We start from the raw sequence: 13876 nt of genomic DNA on the forward strand, positions 1-13876 counted from the left end.
CCCATGCCGCTGGCCGAACTTCACTACTTCTCGGATGCCCTCGGAATGCAGACCGCCGCGAACGTGATCCTCCCGAACCGAAAGTTTCCCGGACCGTATCCGGTCATGTTCCTCCTCCATGGGCTCTCCGACGACCACACGATCTGGCTGCGGCACACCAGCATCGAGCGTTACGTCTCCGAGTTGCCGCTCATCGTGGTGATGCCAAACGGCGGGCGCGGCTTCTATTGCGACGCGGTCGAAGGCTTCGCCTATTACACCGCGATCGGAGTCGAACTGGTGGACGTGGTCAGAAACTATTTCCCCACTACGGACAATTGGTGCGTCTCCGGCCTCTCCATGGGCGGCTACGGCGCGTTCCGGTTGGCGCTCGATCGTCCCGAGCTGTTTCAGTCGGCAACCGCGCTTTCGGCGGCGCTTCAATTCGGGCATCAGGAGCGGTTCGACGATGACCAGTGGGGACGGGAGTTCTCCCGGATTACCGGCCCCAATCCTATCGGCGGGAAAGACGACCTGTATACAAAGCTCGAAGCGCTCCTTCCCGACCGGGTGCCGGCACTTCGGATCGACTGCGGTTCCGAGGACTTTCTCATCGAGGCAGACCGCCACTACCACGCCTTTCTTGATTCGAAGGGTGTCGCGCACGAGTACGAGGAGCATCCCGGCGAGCACAACTGGGCATATTGGGACGCGCAGATCCAGCCCGCGCTGGAGTTCCACCGACGCCACCTGGGAATCTAAATGGCGCGCGGCACTCTCGTCATCTTAAGCGGCCCGAGCGGGGTCGGCAAGGACACGGTTATCAATGCGTGGCACGCTCGCGATCCGCGGGTGGAGCGGGTAGTCGCCTACACGACGCGCCCACCTCGGGCCGGCGAATTGCCGGGTATCGACTACCATTTCGTGACCGTTCAGGAATTTCTTCGGCTTGCCGAAGCGGGCGCGTTTTTGGAATTCAAAGAGGTCCACGGCAACCATTACGCAACCCCCCTGCACGATATGGAAGAGATGCTCGCTGCGGGCAAGATCGCCGTTCTCAAGATCGACGTCCAAGGTGCGTTGGCGGTGATGGAGCTGCGGTCCGACGCCGTCTCGGTATTCCTCATGCCTCCCAGCGCCGACGAGCTCGAGCGCCGCATCCGCGCCCGCAATCTCGACGGCCCCGACGTCATCTACCGCCGCCTCCTCAACGCCCGCGAAGAAATGGCCCTCGCCCACCACTACCAGCTCCAACTCATCAACGACTCCGTCGAGGAGGTCGTCGGTCGGTTGGTCGGTGTAGTGCAATAGCGTGGCGCCGGCTTCCAGCCGGTAGCCCAGGTTTCAAGTAACCTCCAGGCCGTGGATAAGCCGAAGATCCCCCTGTTGGAGCCGAGCGCAATTTCCAGACGTCAGAGGCGACTGCCTCACTGGGAAGCCGATAATGCCATCTACTTCGTAACGTTTCGCCTGGCTGACTCGCTGCCGGAGAGCGCAGTTGAGGCATATCGGCTTGCAAAGGAAGACCTTCTGCGGCGCAAAAAACGCGCTCCACAAGAAGAACAACGGGAGATCAGCCTGGGTCTATGGCGTCTTTACGAGACGCGAATCAGCGAACTTCTCGACAGCGGACGAGGGGAGTGCCTTTTGGCCAACTCAACTGCCGCAATGGTCGTTCGTGGCGCATTGCAGCACTTCGATTGGGAAAGATACGATCTGTATGCTTACGCGATCATGCCGAATCATGTCCATACCGTCGTCGGATTGACAACCGTCGGGTCCCTGGAGAGAGTACTCCACTCTTGGAAATCTTTTTCTTCGAATCAGATTAACCGCGTACTGGGACGTAGCGGGCCCCTTTGGCAGCAGGAATCGTTCGATCACCTTATACGCAGCGAAGCTGACTTCGATCGTTGCGTGAAGTACACCTTGGAGAACCCTGACAAAGCTGGACTGCATGACTGGCCTTGGGTCTGGTCGGCCTTTTCAGGACCATCGGTCGACCATGGGTTGGGCTACCGGCTGGAAGCCGGCGCCACGGGTGGGGGCGTGCAATGAACATCGTCCTCGGAGTTTCCGGCTCGGTCGCGGCGTATCGGGCGGCGGATTTGGCTCGGGAGTTGATGCGGGCGGGGCACAGCGTTCGCGTGTGCCTTACCGACTCCGCTCAGAAGTTTGTGACCGCCGCGCTCTTTGAAGCCCTGACGGGACAGGCGTGTCTGCAGGACACGTTCGAGGAGCCGGATCGAGGGCGGATGGCGCATATCGATTGGGCGCGGCAGGCGGATATCGTCGTGGTGGCGCCGGCGACCGCGAACACGATCGCCAAAATCGCCCATGGCATCGGTGACGATATGCTGACGACGTTGGTGCTAGCCACCACCGCCCCACTGGTTGTGGCCCCGGCGATGAACCCGCAGATGTACGCCTCCGAGGCCACGCGCGAGGCGATGACAAAGCTTCGTGAGCGAGCAACCTGGGTTGTGGAACCGACGGACGGCGACGTCGCCTGCGGCGAACATGGGCAAGGAAAGCTCGCGGCAATTTCCCAGATCGTCGAGGCGGTCCAGACCGTGGCACGAAGATCCAAGCAACTTGAGGGACGAAAGGTGCTTATAACGAGCGGCCCTACCCAGGAGCCAATCGACGACGTACGGTTCGTCAGCAATCGGAGCAGCGGCAAAATGGGTGCCGCGCTTGCTCGCGCGGCGCTCCTCATGGGGGCGGAGGTTACCGTGGTGTCGGGGCCGGCGCGGGCCGCGCTTCCGCTTCAGGCGAACATTGTCCATGTCCGCACGGCGCAGGAGATGTTGGAGGCTGGCTTGGCCCACTGCGCGGACGCGAACCTTATCATCGGGGCGGCGGCGGTTGCCGACTACCGGCCCGCGGTCAGGCATCGGGGAAAGATTCGTCGCAGCGCGGAGCCGACGACGCTCGAGCTGCACCCAAACCCCGATATCATCGCGGAGATTGCGAAAGCGGCGCCCGATGCGATCACCGTAGGCTTCGCCGCCGAGCCGAGCCGTTCGCTCGATGCGGCGAGAGACAAGCTCGCGCGAAAGGGGCTCTACGCGATCGCCGCTAACGACGTGAGTCGGGACGGCATCGGATTCGATGCCGATCAGAATTCGCTCCGGCTCATCACGCTCGATAGCCCGGTTGTCTTCGACAGTGGCCTGATGAGCAAACTCGGCTGCGCGCTCTGGCTGTTGGATCGGGTCGCGAAATGACGCTCTACACGAACTTCCACTGGGCGCTGACCGGAGAACGGCAGGAGATGTTAGTGGAAAACGGCCGGGTTGTAGCCCGAGACACCGCGCTTGATGCCACCGCCGACCATATTTCCGATCTCGGCGGCCGCTGGGTTATGCCGGCGTTCGTGGACGCGCATTGCCACATCCTCCCGGCCGGGCTCGACCTCCGAAAGCTTCCTTTGGGGACGGCGGCTACGCATGAGGAAGTGCTCGACCTCGTCCGTGAGCGCCACGAGGAGCAGCCGGACGGTTGGCTGATGGCGGTCCACTATGACCAGAACCGATATCCCGGAGGGCATCTCGACCGGCACCAGCTTGACAAGATTTCCGACTCGCGACCGATTCTCCTGCGCCATGTGAACGGGCACGCTAGCGTCGCGAATTCGGCAGCCTTACGCGCAGCGAACGTGGACGAATCGACGCCAAACCCTGGCGGGGGCGAGTTCGTGCGCGACGCCGACGGCCGGCTAACCGGGGTCCTGCTGGAGGATGCCCACGAAATCGTCACCAACGCGGCTCCGCTCCCGACTCTGGATGAGATGGTGGAAGCGATCCTTCTCATCGGCAAGCACATGCGCCATCTCGGCATCGCCTGTGCGAGCGACATGATGACCGGTCGGTACGATCTCCGGCAGGAATTGGCCGCCTATCGAATCGCGGCCGAGCGGGGGTGTCGCATCGATACCCGGCTCTACCTCCAATGGAAAGAGGTCTTCGGCCCCCGCGGCCTGCCCGATGGCGAGCTGCGCGAGCTGGCCGCAGCGCTGGACGGGACGCGGAGCCGGGTGGCCGGAATCAAGATCTTCGCCGACGGCGCCATCGGCTCCGCAACCGCCGCCATCTATGGCCGGTACTCCGGCGAAAGCGCAAACGGACCCGTTATCAGCCGCAATGCCCAAGAGGCAAAAGGGCCGGAAGGGGTGGAGGTGAGCGGGCAGCTCATCTACCGCCCGGAGCGTCTGACGGAGATGGTTCGAACCGCCCACGACGACGGATGGGCGGTGGCCATTCACACCATCGGCGACTACGCCACCGACCTGGTGATGAACGCCTTCGAGGCCACCGGCGAACCGAAAAGACATCGGATCGAGCACGGCATGTTGCTCAGCGATTCGCAGATCGCTCGAATGGCGCGCCTTGGTTGTTCGCTTACGTTCCAGCCGGAGTTCCTGATGCGGTTTGCTCACGCGTATCGGCGGCAGCTTGGGGAGGAGCGGGCTTCCCGGTTGAAGCGGGTGCGGTCGGTACTCGACGCGGGGATCCCGGTGAGCTTCAATTCCGACCGCCCAATCGTAGCTGGGGATCCCTGGGACGGGATACTCACGGCGGAGTACCGGGAGGGCTTCGACCCATCGGAGCGGTGCACGCGAACCGAGGGGGTCCTCGCCTACACCGTCGCCGGTTCGCAAGTAAATGGAGACGGCCGTCTCTATGGCACGCTCGAGCCGGGCTCCTTCGCCGAATTTCAGGTCTACAACGACAATCCGATGACCTCGGCCTCACCAAGATCGCTAAGCGTGTAGCCGGACGTACTGGCATCTTGCCAGTGGGTCCCAGGGGTATCTTGCCCCTGGCCCCTTCACACGACCAGGATGGTCGTGATACACACGGGCTGGAAGCCCGTGCCACATCGTGGAGTCGGCCTATAAGCCGGATTCTGTCGTGGACGACGATTTGTCTACGCGGCCAACCCGGAGGGTCGGCGAGCCGCGTCATCCCCTCCCTATTTGGCCTTGCTTCAGGCGGGGTTTGCACGGCCGGTGGGTTACCCCTACCGCCGGTGAGCTCTTACCTCACCATTTCACCCTTACCGGCCCGAAGGCCGGCGGTTTGTTTCTGTTGCACTTTCCGTCGGGTCGCCCCGCCCCGGCTTGAGCGAGCTCTTACCGGGCGCCTTGCTCTGTGAAGTCCGGACTTTCCTCCCCCCTTACGGGAGGCCGCCGCCCAGCCAACTCCGTGCCTAGTCTACCGTCCAAAAGTGTACAATTCCGTTTGGCCCACGGCCCGCGATGCCTTCCGAGACAATAGACCAAGTTCCTCCGGAGTCGGCTGGCGCACTGATCGCCCACCTTCGAAAGAACCCCGGCGACGCCAGTCGCGATCCCTCGGAACTTGCCCGCGAGCTTGGCATCGACGCCGAGTTTGTACGCCACGTCCTCCGAGCCGCGAAGATGCCCGAGGAAGACCACGACGAAGCGTTTCAGATCCGTATTTCGCTCCGCCCGTTTCTGACTTGGCTCCGCCGGGTCTTGAACCGATTCGACCGATTGGTGGGCCGACCGATAAGGTTCATCTACGTCACACTCGGGCTGTCCTTCCTCCTGTGCGTCGGGCTTGCCGCGTTTGCCGAGGCAACCGGCTTCAGCGCATCGGGCCAAGGCTTTCAAGTTTCCCTCGGCTCCGCAACTTTGGTCATCCTGGCCACCGGCGCCTTGCACATGGCGTGCTATTTCCGGCAATCCAACAGTCGGTACGTCCTGTATGGCTCCATCGGCGTCTGGCTGGCGCTCGCCGCCGCTTCATCGGTCGGGGCATGGCGCGCCGCGACCGGAGACGACCCTTCCCTCCGATGGGTTCAAGTTGCGATTGCCCTTAGCGGCGTGACGATGTTCACTCTGGTCTATGTCGGGTTGGGCTCGTTCGCGTCGGTCTTCGGCGGCTGGTTGAAGTTCAAGAAGCTTGATTTGCGCGAGGAGCGAATGTCGCGGCAGGACCTCTTGGAGCGATATTTCGAGCTCCAGGCCAGGCTCCGGGACGGCGGAATCGCGGCCTACCGCGTGTCTCGGTGGGAACTTTCCCCCTTCGTCGTGGCTTTTCGGCGCCGGCCCTACCTTTGGGCGTTCGTGGGGGGAGTCCAGATGGCGCTCACCTTGGTGCTCATCACCGGGCCCGAAAACTTTCGCCCGGGTGAGACGCAGCCGCAGAAGCATCTATTCGTTTTTCTGGCGATGTCGGTGATCGACGCGCTGATGTGGCTGTCCTATGTCGTTGTCGGTTTTCTTGCCCGCGATCTTCGGCGGGCTACGATTGGATCGCTTCTCTATTCGCTAGGGACGGTGATCCCGACTCTGCTACCGGTAGGCCCTTACGGTCTTTCGTTTTACTCCGACGCCGGCAGTGTCATCGGCGCGGTGCGTAACGCGCTCCTCATGGTGATCGTGTCGTCCGTGGCCGCCCTTGGCGCCGAAGTTCGTCGACGCGCAGGTCGAGAGCTGAGTCTTCAACAAAACGACCCGGCGGTGTTGGCGGCGGAGATGCTCCGGATTCATTGGCGGCTCTCAGATGGCGCCACCTACGTGTGCGTGATGGTCGTGGACGCCGCCCGCAGCAGCGAGATGAAGGCCGAGGCGGACCCGCTCGCAGTCGAGTATTCGTTCCGGGAGTATCAGGAATGGATCGAGCGGCATAGCGAAGCTCACGGGGGCCGCGTGCACTCGACTGCGGGCGATGGAGCCGTCGTCTCGTTCGAAAACAGTGGCGACGCTTTCGCGACGGCCCGAAGGCTGCAGTCGGACGTTGCCCGCTTCAACCGCGAAAACAGCCGCCTCCGCCTCCCGTTCCGGTTGCGCATCGGTCTTCACCGAGGGCATGTAGCGGGGGAAATCGAGGAGGTTGAATTCACCGAAGTTATCGATATCGCGGCCCATGTCCAGTCGGTGGCTCCGGTATCGGGAATCGCGCTCAGCGACAGCGTGGTGGCCGAGCTGCCTGGCGAAGAAGTAGTTCCACTGGCGCGCGAGGTCGATGGTCACCTCGTCTATCTGGCGCTCAATCCGGTGGAGGATTAGTGGAAGTTCTCGAACTTGGACGTATGGCGTATCAGCCGTGCGTGGAGTTGCAGAGGTCGATCTTGGAGGAGGTCGTCGAGCGAGAACGCGCTTCGACGCTGATCTTAGTCGAACACGATCCAGTGCTTACGCTTGGGGCGAATTTTCATGAGGAAAACCTTCTTTTGCCGATTGGCGAATACGAGCGGAAAGGGATCGAGGTCGTCAGAACCGATCGAGGCGGGGACGTCACTTTTCACGGGCCGGGTCAGCTTGTCGCCTACCCGATATTCGATCTGCAGCCGCTCGGGAAAGACCTCCACCGGTGGCTTCGGGAGCTGGAGGAGACGGTAATTACGGCCTTAGCGACCTGGGAGCTCGAAGGAACCCGGAACCCGATCAATACGGGAGTCTGGATCGGCAATCGGAAGATCTGCGCGATGGGGATCAAGGTGCGTCGCTGGGTGTCGATGCATGGGCTCGCGCTGAATTGCGACGCCGACCTTTCCCCGTTTAATCTCGTGGTGCCATGCGGCATCCGCGGGGCGTACGGCGTAACCTCGATTTCGAGGGAATGTGGTCGAACCGTGCCCGTCGACGAGGCCAAGCCGGTGTTGATCGAGGCTTTTCGGTCGAGGTACGGATAGCAATCGCAGACAGACAACATTCAATCTGTTGATGCCCAGAGGGATCTGCGACCGCCTCCGGGGTCGGTTCAGACGGGCCTCTGTTCCCCGGGTAGGAAACCCGGGGCTAATTTCTGGCACCCCTTCGGGGTGGATGCCCAGAGGGAAGAATTTCAATGTGCCGTGCCGATCTAACGCCCGTTAGGGAACGGAGATATGGAGGACTTCGCCTACCGCTTGGTAGCCGGCGCGAGCGTAGACGCGAGCCCCGTCGTCGTGTCCGGCCATGAGGAAGGCCAGACTTACGCCGGCGTCGAATGCTTCCTGCGTCATCCGCTCGGTAATTGCGCCGGCGATTCCTCGCCGGCGGAAGTTTGCCCGCACCCCGATGCCGGCGATTTCCGAGATTCCGCCGCTGGGAGCGGTGCAGACGCCGCCCCCGACGATCTCATCCGTCGATACGTCGCGGGCGGCGACCATGATCGCTCCCCTCCCGATGCTCTTCCTCGCGCGCTCCACTTCTTGGGTATCCGGGGCGCGGCCCACGCCGAAGGCCTCCATTTGTGCCGCGGCCAAGCCGATGAGCTCATCGTCGGTGTTCGGTAAAAACAGTTCGATCCCCTCCGGCAGCGGCATCCGTTGAGCTTCTCCCAAGGAGCAGATCATCAGCGGCGTTCGCATCTCAGCCTCAAAACCGTGCGAGAGCAGGACCGATTCCACGCCCGGCGCCAGGTCGGGAATGTACTCGAGCCGCGGCTTGCGTCCCCGTTCTCGACAGACCCGGATCAACTCGTCTACTTCAGAGGCCGTAGGGATGGCCCCTTCTTGAGGAATGGCGTAGTTGACGAATGGGTTGTCGTTGTCAGGGCTGAAGGAGGCTAGGAACGGCCCGATCTGGACGATATCACGCCCATTTGCGGCGGCGGTGCGAAGGTAATCCTGGATTCGAGCAGCTACGTCGGCGGGCATCCGCCCATCCTAACACGCTTCGCTAACTAAGGAAGAATCGAAACTCTTCGAGAGTCCGAACCGGCATGTCGTCCATCGCGTACCTTGCGGCTCGCTGTAGACGGCCCACTCGAGCCTCCGGGAGAGCCTCGCGCCAACGGTCGAGCGACTCCTCGTTTAGCGAAATATCTTCCATCCCCCAAAGGAGTAGTGATGGAAATCGGCGAAGCTCATCGACTCGCTCCCAGAGCGACTGGTACCACGGCGAAAACCGGAGTAGATCCTCGGCGGCGGTATAGGCTCCCAAGCGCTCGCGTTGGCGGATGAACGGCATGAGATATTGCTGCCGCGTGAAACGCGGAACCCGGTACCGGTCGGCAAAGAGCACCGGCAGAAAGAAGCCGGGCGACGCGGGGAGGACCCGGTAGTAGAAACGATTGATGCTGCTCCCGAACATCCGGGACAACTGGCGGGCGACCTTGTCCTCCTTGAGCGACCACATCCAGGTGTTGAAAATGACGATCTCGCGGACTCGCCCCGGGTGCTCCATCGCCCAGTTAAGGCCGATCGGCCCTCCATAGTCGTGGACGACCAAGGTGACGTCTCTCACATCAAGTTTATCGAGCAGCCCCTCCAATCGCCGGTAGTGCGCGGGCGGGGAGTAGTCGATGTTTTCCGACTTGTCGGAGAGACCGAAGCCGAGATGGTCGGGCGCAATGCAGCGGTACTCGCCGCGAAGGCTGCGGATCAGCTTGCGCCAACAAAAAGACCACGTGGGAGCGCCGTGCACAAAAACGATAGGACGTCCGCGACCTTCGTCTACGTAGCTCATCCACCCTTCGCCGGTGTCGTGAGCGTGGGTGAGGAACGGGTATTCCACCACGTTCAACCAAGGGTGGGGATCCGGGGGCCGCACGAGCGTGGCCATAGCTTCATCTTTAGGATACGCAATTTGCTTCTCAAGCCTTGCACCCCGTCTAAAACTTCCACGACTGAGCGAGGTTGTAGAGGGTGTGAGCCACGATCAGGGGCGCCACCCGGCCCTGGAAGGCGTAAACGGTCCCGAGAAGCAAGCCCATGGCGAAGACTCCGCAGGCGGGAGCCAACCCCTGGTACACGTGGTAAGAGGCAAACAACAGGCTCGACAGCAGGACCGCTTTGACGGGCGACCGAAGGAGTTGCGTGAATCTCAGGATGAGGAAGGCGCGAACCACCACTTCTTCGGCGAACGAGTTCGCGACGAGAGCGGCGACCATCAATGCAGACGTCCAGCCATCCACATGAAACGCTTGCCGGAATTCATTTTGGATAACCGGGTTGTATGCGGCGTCCGCGCCGAGCAATGAGCGTCCGACCATGACGCCAAGCCTCGCGCACCAGAGACCGACCAACGCGAGAACGAAACCGAGGATAAGATCGTCGCTAAGTCTCCAGCGCCGCCAGCCAAAAGCGGACCAACCTTCTCGAGAGCGCCAGATGACGTACATCGTGGGGGCGAGGACCTGAAACGATCGGACCAGCAGGGCTAGCCACTGATGCTGCGCACTTGGCATCGTCTCCTCGGTCGGGTGAGAAACGAGAGCGGAAAGGAGCGGCGGAAAGACGCCGACGCAAAGAATGACCGCAACCTCGACCCCCCACCGGGACCGAACTGCCCGGGTGGGCTCCGCTTCACTTTGTTCGACGGGAGAAAGGTCGCTCATCTAAGGAAGCCCTGCCAGAGAACGTATACGCCGACGCCGATAAAGTTCGGCATGAGCCGACGGGTTTTGCCGAAGAAAGCCGCGCTGAGAAGAGGGGCCGCAAAGGCGGCGAAGTAAGCGTTTCCAGTCGGTCTCAAACTCGCGGAGCCGACGAGCAGCGAGACCAAGATCACGGCTCCCACAACCGACTTAAGGAGCCCCGCGAGTCGGACAACGAGCACGGCGGTTACGACCTGCAATGCCAGAACGAAGAACCCCTGGGCGAAAACAATGGGAAACTTCGCCGCACCAGGGTCGAGGGTCCATGTCGAAGCACCTGGAAGCCGCTGATCGCCAAAAAGCGTGAGCGCCGCCCGCGCGGCGGCGAAGAGACCGCCCAACGCAAGATCGGTTCGAAGTCGGAACGGAAAGAATCCAAACCCTCGCCAACCCTCCTCCGAGATCCCAACGATGAAGAGCGTCGCCGCTCCTATCTGAATTGCCTGAACCATCCCGCTTGCGGCGATCGTCCAGGGGTCGACCTCGGCGCTTCCCCGGAGGCTTGGCGAAAAGATGGAAGCCCAGCGAGGGAGAAATACCAGCAGGATGAGGACCGCCACCTCGACCGCCCATCGCCGGCGAATGGCCGGCGAGCGGGTCGAAGTGGCGGAATCAGACACGCCCTATTGTGACCTCAGACCCAGGATCGCTTCAGACTCGGGTCACTTCAGACTCGGGTCACCTTAGACTCGGGCAAGCGCGGCTTCGAGATCTTCGATAAGGTCCTGCGCGTCTTCGACGCCCACGCTAAGGCGAAGCATCGTCGGCGGAATGTTTCGATCGAGCCGTTGAGCTTCCGTCATCGTGGCGTGGGACATGAGCGGCGGATAAGCGATGAGGCTTTCGACGCCTCCGAGAGATTCGGCGAGCAGGAAGACCTTCGTGCCCTCCGCGACCTTCCTCGCGGCTTCGACCGAGTGAAGCTCGAGCGCGAGCATTCCTCCGAAGCCGCCGACCATCTGGCGTTTGGCGACCTGGTGATCGGGATGCTCGATGAGACCCGGATAATGCACCCGGGCCACCTTAGGGTGGCCCGCCAAAAATTCCGCAACCGCCTGGGCGTTGCGACAATGGGCGGCCATGCGACAACCGAGTGTTTTGACGCCCCTTAGCGAGAGCCAGCAATCGAAGGGTGAGGGAACCGCGCCAAACGCCTTGTTCCACTCGAAGAGGCCTTCGAACAGCTTGTCGTCGTTCGTCACCGCGGCTCCGCCGATAACGTCCGAGTGGCCCGAGATGTACTTGGTCGTCGAGTGGACGACGATGTCTACGCCGAGATCGAGCGGGTTCTGCAGTGCGGGCGAAGCGAACGTGTTGTCGAACACGACGATCAACCCTAGTTTCTTCGCCTCCTTCGTCAGGGCGGCGATATCGGAAACCCGAAGGTTCGGATTCGTCGGCGTCTCGAAGATCACCATCTTGGTCTCCGGCGTGACCGCGTCGGCCAGGGAGCCCGGATCGTGGGCGCAGAAGTAGGAGGTGGAGATCCCCTGTCTTGGAAGCCACTGTTCGGCGAGGCGGAAAGTTCCACCGTAAATGTCGTTCGCCATCAGGAGATGGTCACCCTGCTTGAGCAGGGCAAACGCCGCTCCGATCGAGGCCATTCCGCTGGCGTACAGAACGCAGTGCTTTCCGTTCTCCAGAGAGGCGATCACCTGCTCAAGGATCTTCCGGTTAGGGTTAGAGCACCGGGTGTAGTCGATCTCGGGAATGTGGTCCAGGTCCTCCCACGCGAAGGTGGCGGATTGATAGAGTGGCGGGATGACTGCCCGGAACTTAGGATCCGGATCCTGACCGACACGGAGAGCCCTGGTGGCGAAACGCATAGGCAGAGGATACAGGGGCGAAGAGTGCGTTTCCGCACCTAATTAGGGAGTCGCCTAACGACGTTCGGCGCAAAGGGCAATCGACCAAACGGGTGTCAAGCCTTGCGGGGGTTGGCCGGATGTACCGGCAGTGTGACTTCGAGGCCGCGAGAGGCGGTTTCAAGAAAGCGTTGTATCCTTTGGATAGTTCCTCGTGAAGGAACGCTAACAAAAACGGGTGCCGCTGATCAAGGGGAGAGTCGCTCGTTCTCGAGCTAGATCGCACGGCACCCTTGTTATCTACGATGCCCTTTTCGGGCCAATCGTTCACGCATTTAGGCCGTTCAGCCACCATTTTCGTGGCACTGGCATCTTTGCCAGTGGGTCCCAAGGGCATCTTGCCCTTGGTCCGAAGCACGACCTGGAAGGTCGTGATACACATGGGCTGGAAGCCCATGCCACTTTAGAGGGTGCCTTCGGGGAACCAGAGGGACAGTTCGCGGGCGGCGGCCTCGGGATCGCTCGAAGAGTGGGTCAGGTTGTCTTCGATGCTCAGGGCGAAGTCGCCTCGAATGGTTCCGGGAGCCGCGTCGACCGGGTTGGTCGCGCCCATCATCGTCCGGATCGCCTTGGTGGCGTTTTCGCCGGTAACCGCCATTGCCACGATCGGGCCGCTGGTTAGGTAATCGACGACGCTGCCGAAGAACGGCCGCTCGCGATGCTCGGCATAATGCTCCTCCGCCGTCGCCCGCTCCGCCTTGATCAGCTTGAGGCCGCTGAGAGTTAACCCACGCTGTTCGATTCGCTGCGCGATGGTTCCGATAAGATTGCGTTGCACGCCGCCCGGCTTAATGAGGACGAGGGTGGTTTCGATTGGCATTTTATAAGGGTACCGGAACCGCCCTCCGCGACGGCTGGACGCGCCACACTCTACATCCGATGCGCGGCTACCTATTCGACCTCGACGGCACTCTCTTTCGTGGCAACACGCCGATCCCCTCGGCAGTGAAGAAGGTTCAAGAGTTGCACCGTGCCGGCGCCATCGTTCGATACGTCACGAATAACTCCACTCAAACGCGGGAGCATTTTGCCGCGAAACTTCAAGGGATGGGGTATCCGTGCGAGCCGGCGGAGGTCGTCTCGTCCGGTTACGGAACGGGGCTTTTTCTCGCTAACGAAGGGCTTAAGACGGCCTACGTCGTCGGGGAGCCGGGTCTCGTGGCGACGCTCGCCGAGCACGGGATAGAGTCGACCGGCGATCAAAACCCAGATGCCGTCGTGGTCGGCCTTTGCCGTCAATTCACGTACGATCTGATGCGAGAGGCGATGTTCCGCATCCGCGCGGGCGCCCGCTTCGTAGCGACCAATCCCGATGCGACTTACCCGGTGGAAGGGGGCGGACTCATTCCCGGCGCGGGCAGCGTGGTCGCCGCGATCCAGACTTGCAGCGAGACAGAACCGTTTGTGGTCGGAAAGCCGAATCCATTCCTCATTCAAGCCGCTCTCCAGGAGGCGGGCTTGGCGCCGGAGGAGGCGCTCGTGGTCGGCGACCGGCTCGACACCGACATCGAATCCGGCCGAAGCGCCGGGTGCCCGACCTTTTTGGTCCTTACGGGGGTTGCGGCTTCCATTCCGCCCGGCCAGCAAGGCGGTGAGGACTTAAGCTCGCTACCGTGGTAAAGGTGCGAGGGAGAGGGTTCTCGTGAGCGGTACCTGGTTCTCGAATTCCCGGTAGGTGGTCATTGAGCCCAAGCA

14 protein-coding genes and 1 other RNA gene are annotated in these 13876 nt (G+C 61.9%); 8 read left to right on the top strand and 7 right to left on the bottom strand.

Annotated features, from left to right (window positions below; translation table 11 throughout):
• Positions 1–3: 3 nt before the first annotated feature.
• From OP10G_RS09355 to OP10G_RS09375, 5 genes are read left to right on the top strand one after another with little or no spacing between them, the layout of a single operon-like run.
• Positions 4–741: an alpha/beta hydrolase gene (locus OP10G_RS09355; protein ID WP_025226152.1), complete on the top strand. Its 738-nt coding sequence runs from the start codon at positions 4–6 to the stop codon at positions 739–741.
• Positions 742–1290, top strand: coding sequence for a guanylate kinase (gene gmk / locus OP10G_RS09360; protein ID WP_038472890.1), 549 nt, complete (start codon positions 742–744; stop codon positions 1288–1290).
• Positions 1291–1341: 51 nt separating this feature from the next.
• Positions 1342–2037: a transposase gene (locus tag OP10G_RS09365; RefSeq protein ID WP_052547655.1), complete on the top strand. Its 696-nt coding sequence runs from the start codon at positions 1342–1344 to the stop codon at positions 2035–2037.
• Positions 2034–3209, top strand: coding sequence for a bifunctional phosphopantothenoylcysteine decarboxylase/phosphopantothenate--cysteine ligase CoaBC (coaBC, locus tag OP10G_RS09370; RefSeq protein ID WP_025226151.1), 1176 nt, complete (start codon positions 2034–2036; stop codon positions 3207–3209). The genes OP10G_RS09365 and coaBC overlap by 4 nt, the downstream gene beginning before the upstream one ends.
• Entirely contained in the window at positions 3206–4756 is a 1551-nt protein-coding gene (locus tag OP10G_RS09375) for an amidohydrolase (protein WP_025226150.1), read from the top strand. The genes coaBC and OP10G_RS09375 overlap by 4 nt, the downstream gene beginning before the upstream one ends.
• Positions 4757–4863: 107 nt before the next feature.
• Here OP10G_RS09375 and rnpB read toward each other — a convergent pair.
• Positions 4864–5189: RNase P RNA component class A (rnpB, locus tag OP10G_RS25510), an RNA gene on the bottom strand.
• A 53-nt stretch (positions 5190–5242) separates the two neighbouring features.
• Here rnpB and OP10G_RS09380 point away from each other — a divergent pair.
• Together OP10G_RS09380 and lipB are read left to right on the top strand one after the other, a co-directional pair.
• Positions 5243–7021 (top strand): adenylate/guanylate cyclase domain-containing protein, encoded by a 1779-nt coding sequence (locus tag OP10G_RS09380; protein WP_025226149.1) that lies wholly within the window; start codon positions 5243–5245, stop codon positions 7019–7021.
• The gene (gene lipB / locus OP10G_RS09385) at positions 7021–7647 is read left to right on the top strand and encodes a lipoyl(octanoyl) transferase LipB (protein ID WP_038472893.1); all 627 of its coding nucleotides are present in this window, start codon (positions 7021–7023) and stop codon (positions 7645–7647) included. The genes OP10G_RS09380 and lipB overlap by 1 nt, the downstream gene beginning before the upstream one ends.
• 180 nt (positions 7648–7827) lie before the next feature.
• Here lipB and OP10G_RS09390 read toward each other — a convergent pair whose 3' ends face one another.
• From OP10G_RS09390 to ndk, 6 genes are all read right to left on the bottom strand, one after another.
• Positions 7828–8595: a GNAT family N-acetyltransferase gene (locus OP10G_RS09390; protein WP_025226148.1), complete on the bottom strand. Its 768-nt coding sequence runs from the start codon at positions 8593–8595 to the stop codon at positions 7828–7830.
• 22 nt (positions 8596–8617) lie between these two features.
• Positions 8618–9502, bottom strand: coding sequence for an alpha/beta fold hydrolase (locus tag OP10G_RS09395; RefSeq protein WP_025226147.1), 885 nt, complete (start codon positions 9500–9502; stop codon positions 8618–8620).
• 49 nt (positions 9503–9551) lie between these two features.
• Entirely contained in the window at positions 9552–10277 is a 726-nt protein-coding gene (locus OP10G_RS09400) for a CPBP family intramembrane glutamic endopeptidase (protein ID WP_025226146.1), read from the bottom strand.
• Positions 10274–10936: a hypothetical protein gene (locus tag OP10G_RS09405; protein WP_025226145.1), complete on the bottom strand. Its 663-nt coding sequence runs from the start codon at positions 10934–10936 to the stop codon at positions 10274–10276. Before OP10G_RS09405 ends, OP10G_RS09400 begins: the two co-directional genes overlap by 4 nt.
• A gap of 63 nt (positions 10937–10999) precedes the next feature.
• Complete coding sequence (locus tag OP10G_RS09410) at positions 11000–12142, bottom strand: trans-sulfuration enzyme family protein (RefSeq protein ID WP_025226144.1); 1143 nt, start codon at positions 12140–12142, stop codon at positions 11000–11002.
• 442 nt (positions 12143–12584) lie between these two features.
• Positions 12585–12995, bottom strand: a complete 411-nt coding sequence (ndk, locus tag OP10G_RS09415) for a nucleoside-diphosphate kinase (RefSeq protein ID WP_025226143.1) — start codon at positions 12993–12995, stop codon at positions 12585–12587.
• On the opposite strand from ndk, the gene OP10G_RS09420 reads away from it, so the two are divergent.
• A complete protein-coding gene (locus OP10G_RS09420; protein ID WP_144241075.1) occupies positions 12995–13801 on the top strand; it encodes an HAD-IIA family hydrolase in 807 nt (268 codons plus the stop codon). The two genes, ndk and OP10G_RS09420, sit on opposite strands and share 1 nt — an antisense overlap.
• The last annotated feature ends 75 nt before the right edge of the window (positions 13802–13876 follow it).

Origin of the sequence: Fimbriimonas ginsengisoli Gsoil 348 (genome assembly GCF_000724625.1) — a bacterium.
GTDB lineage: Bacteria > Armatimonadota > Fimbriimonadia > Fimbriimonadales > Fimbriimonadaceae > Fimbriimonas > Fimbriimonas ginsengisoli.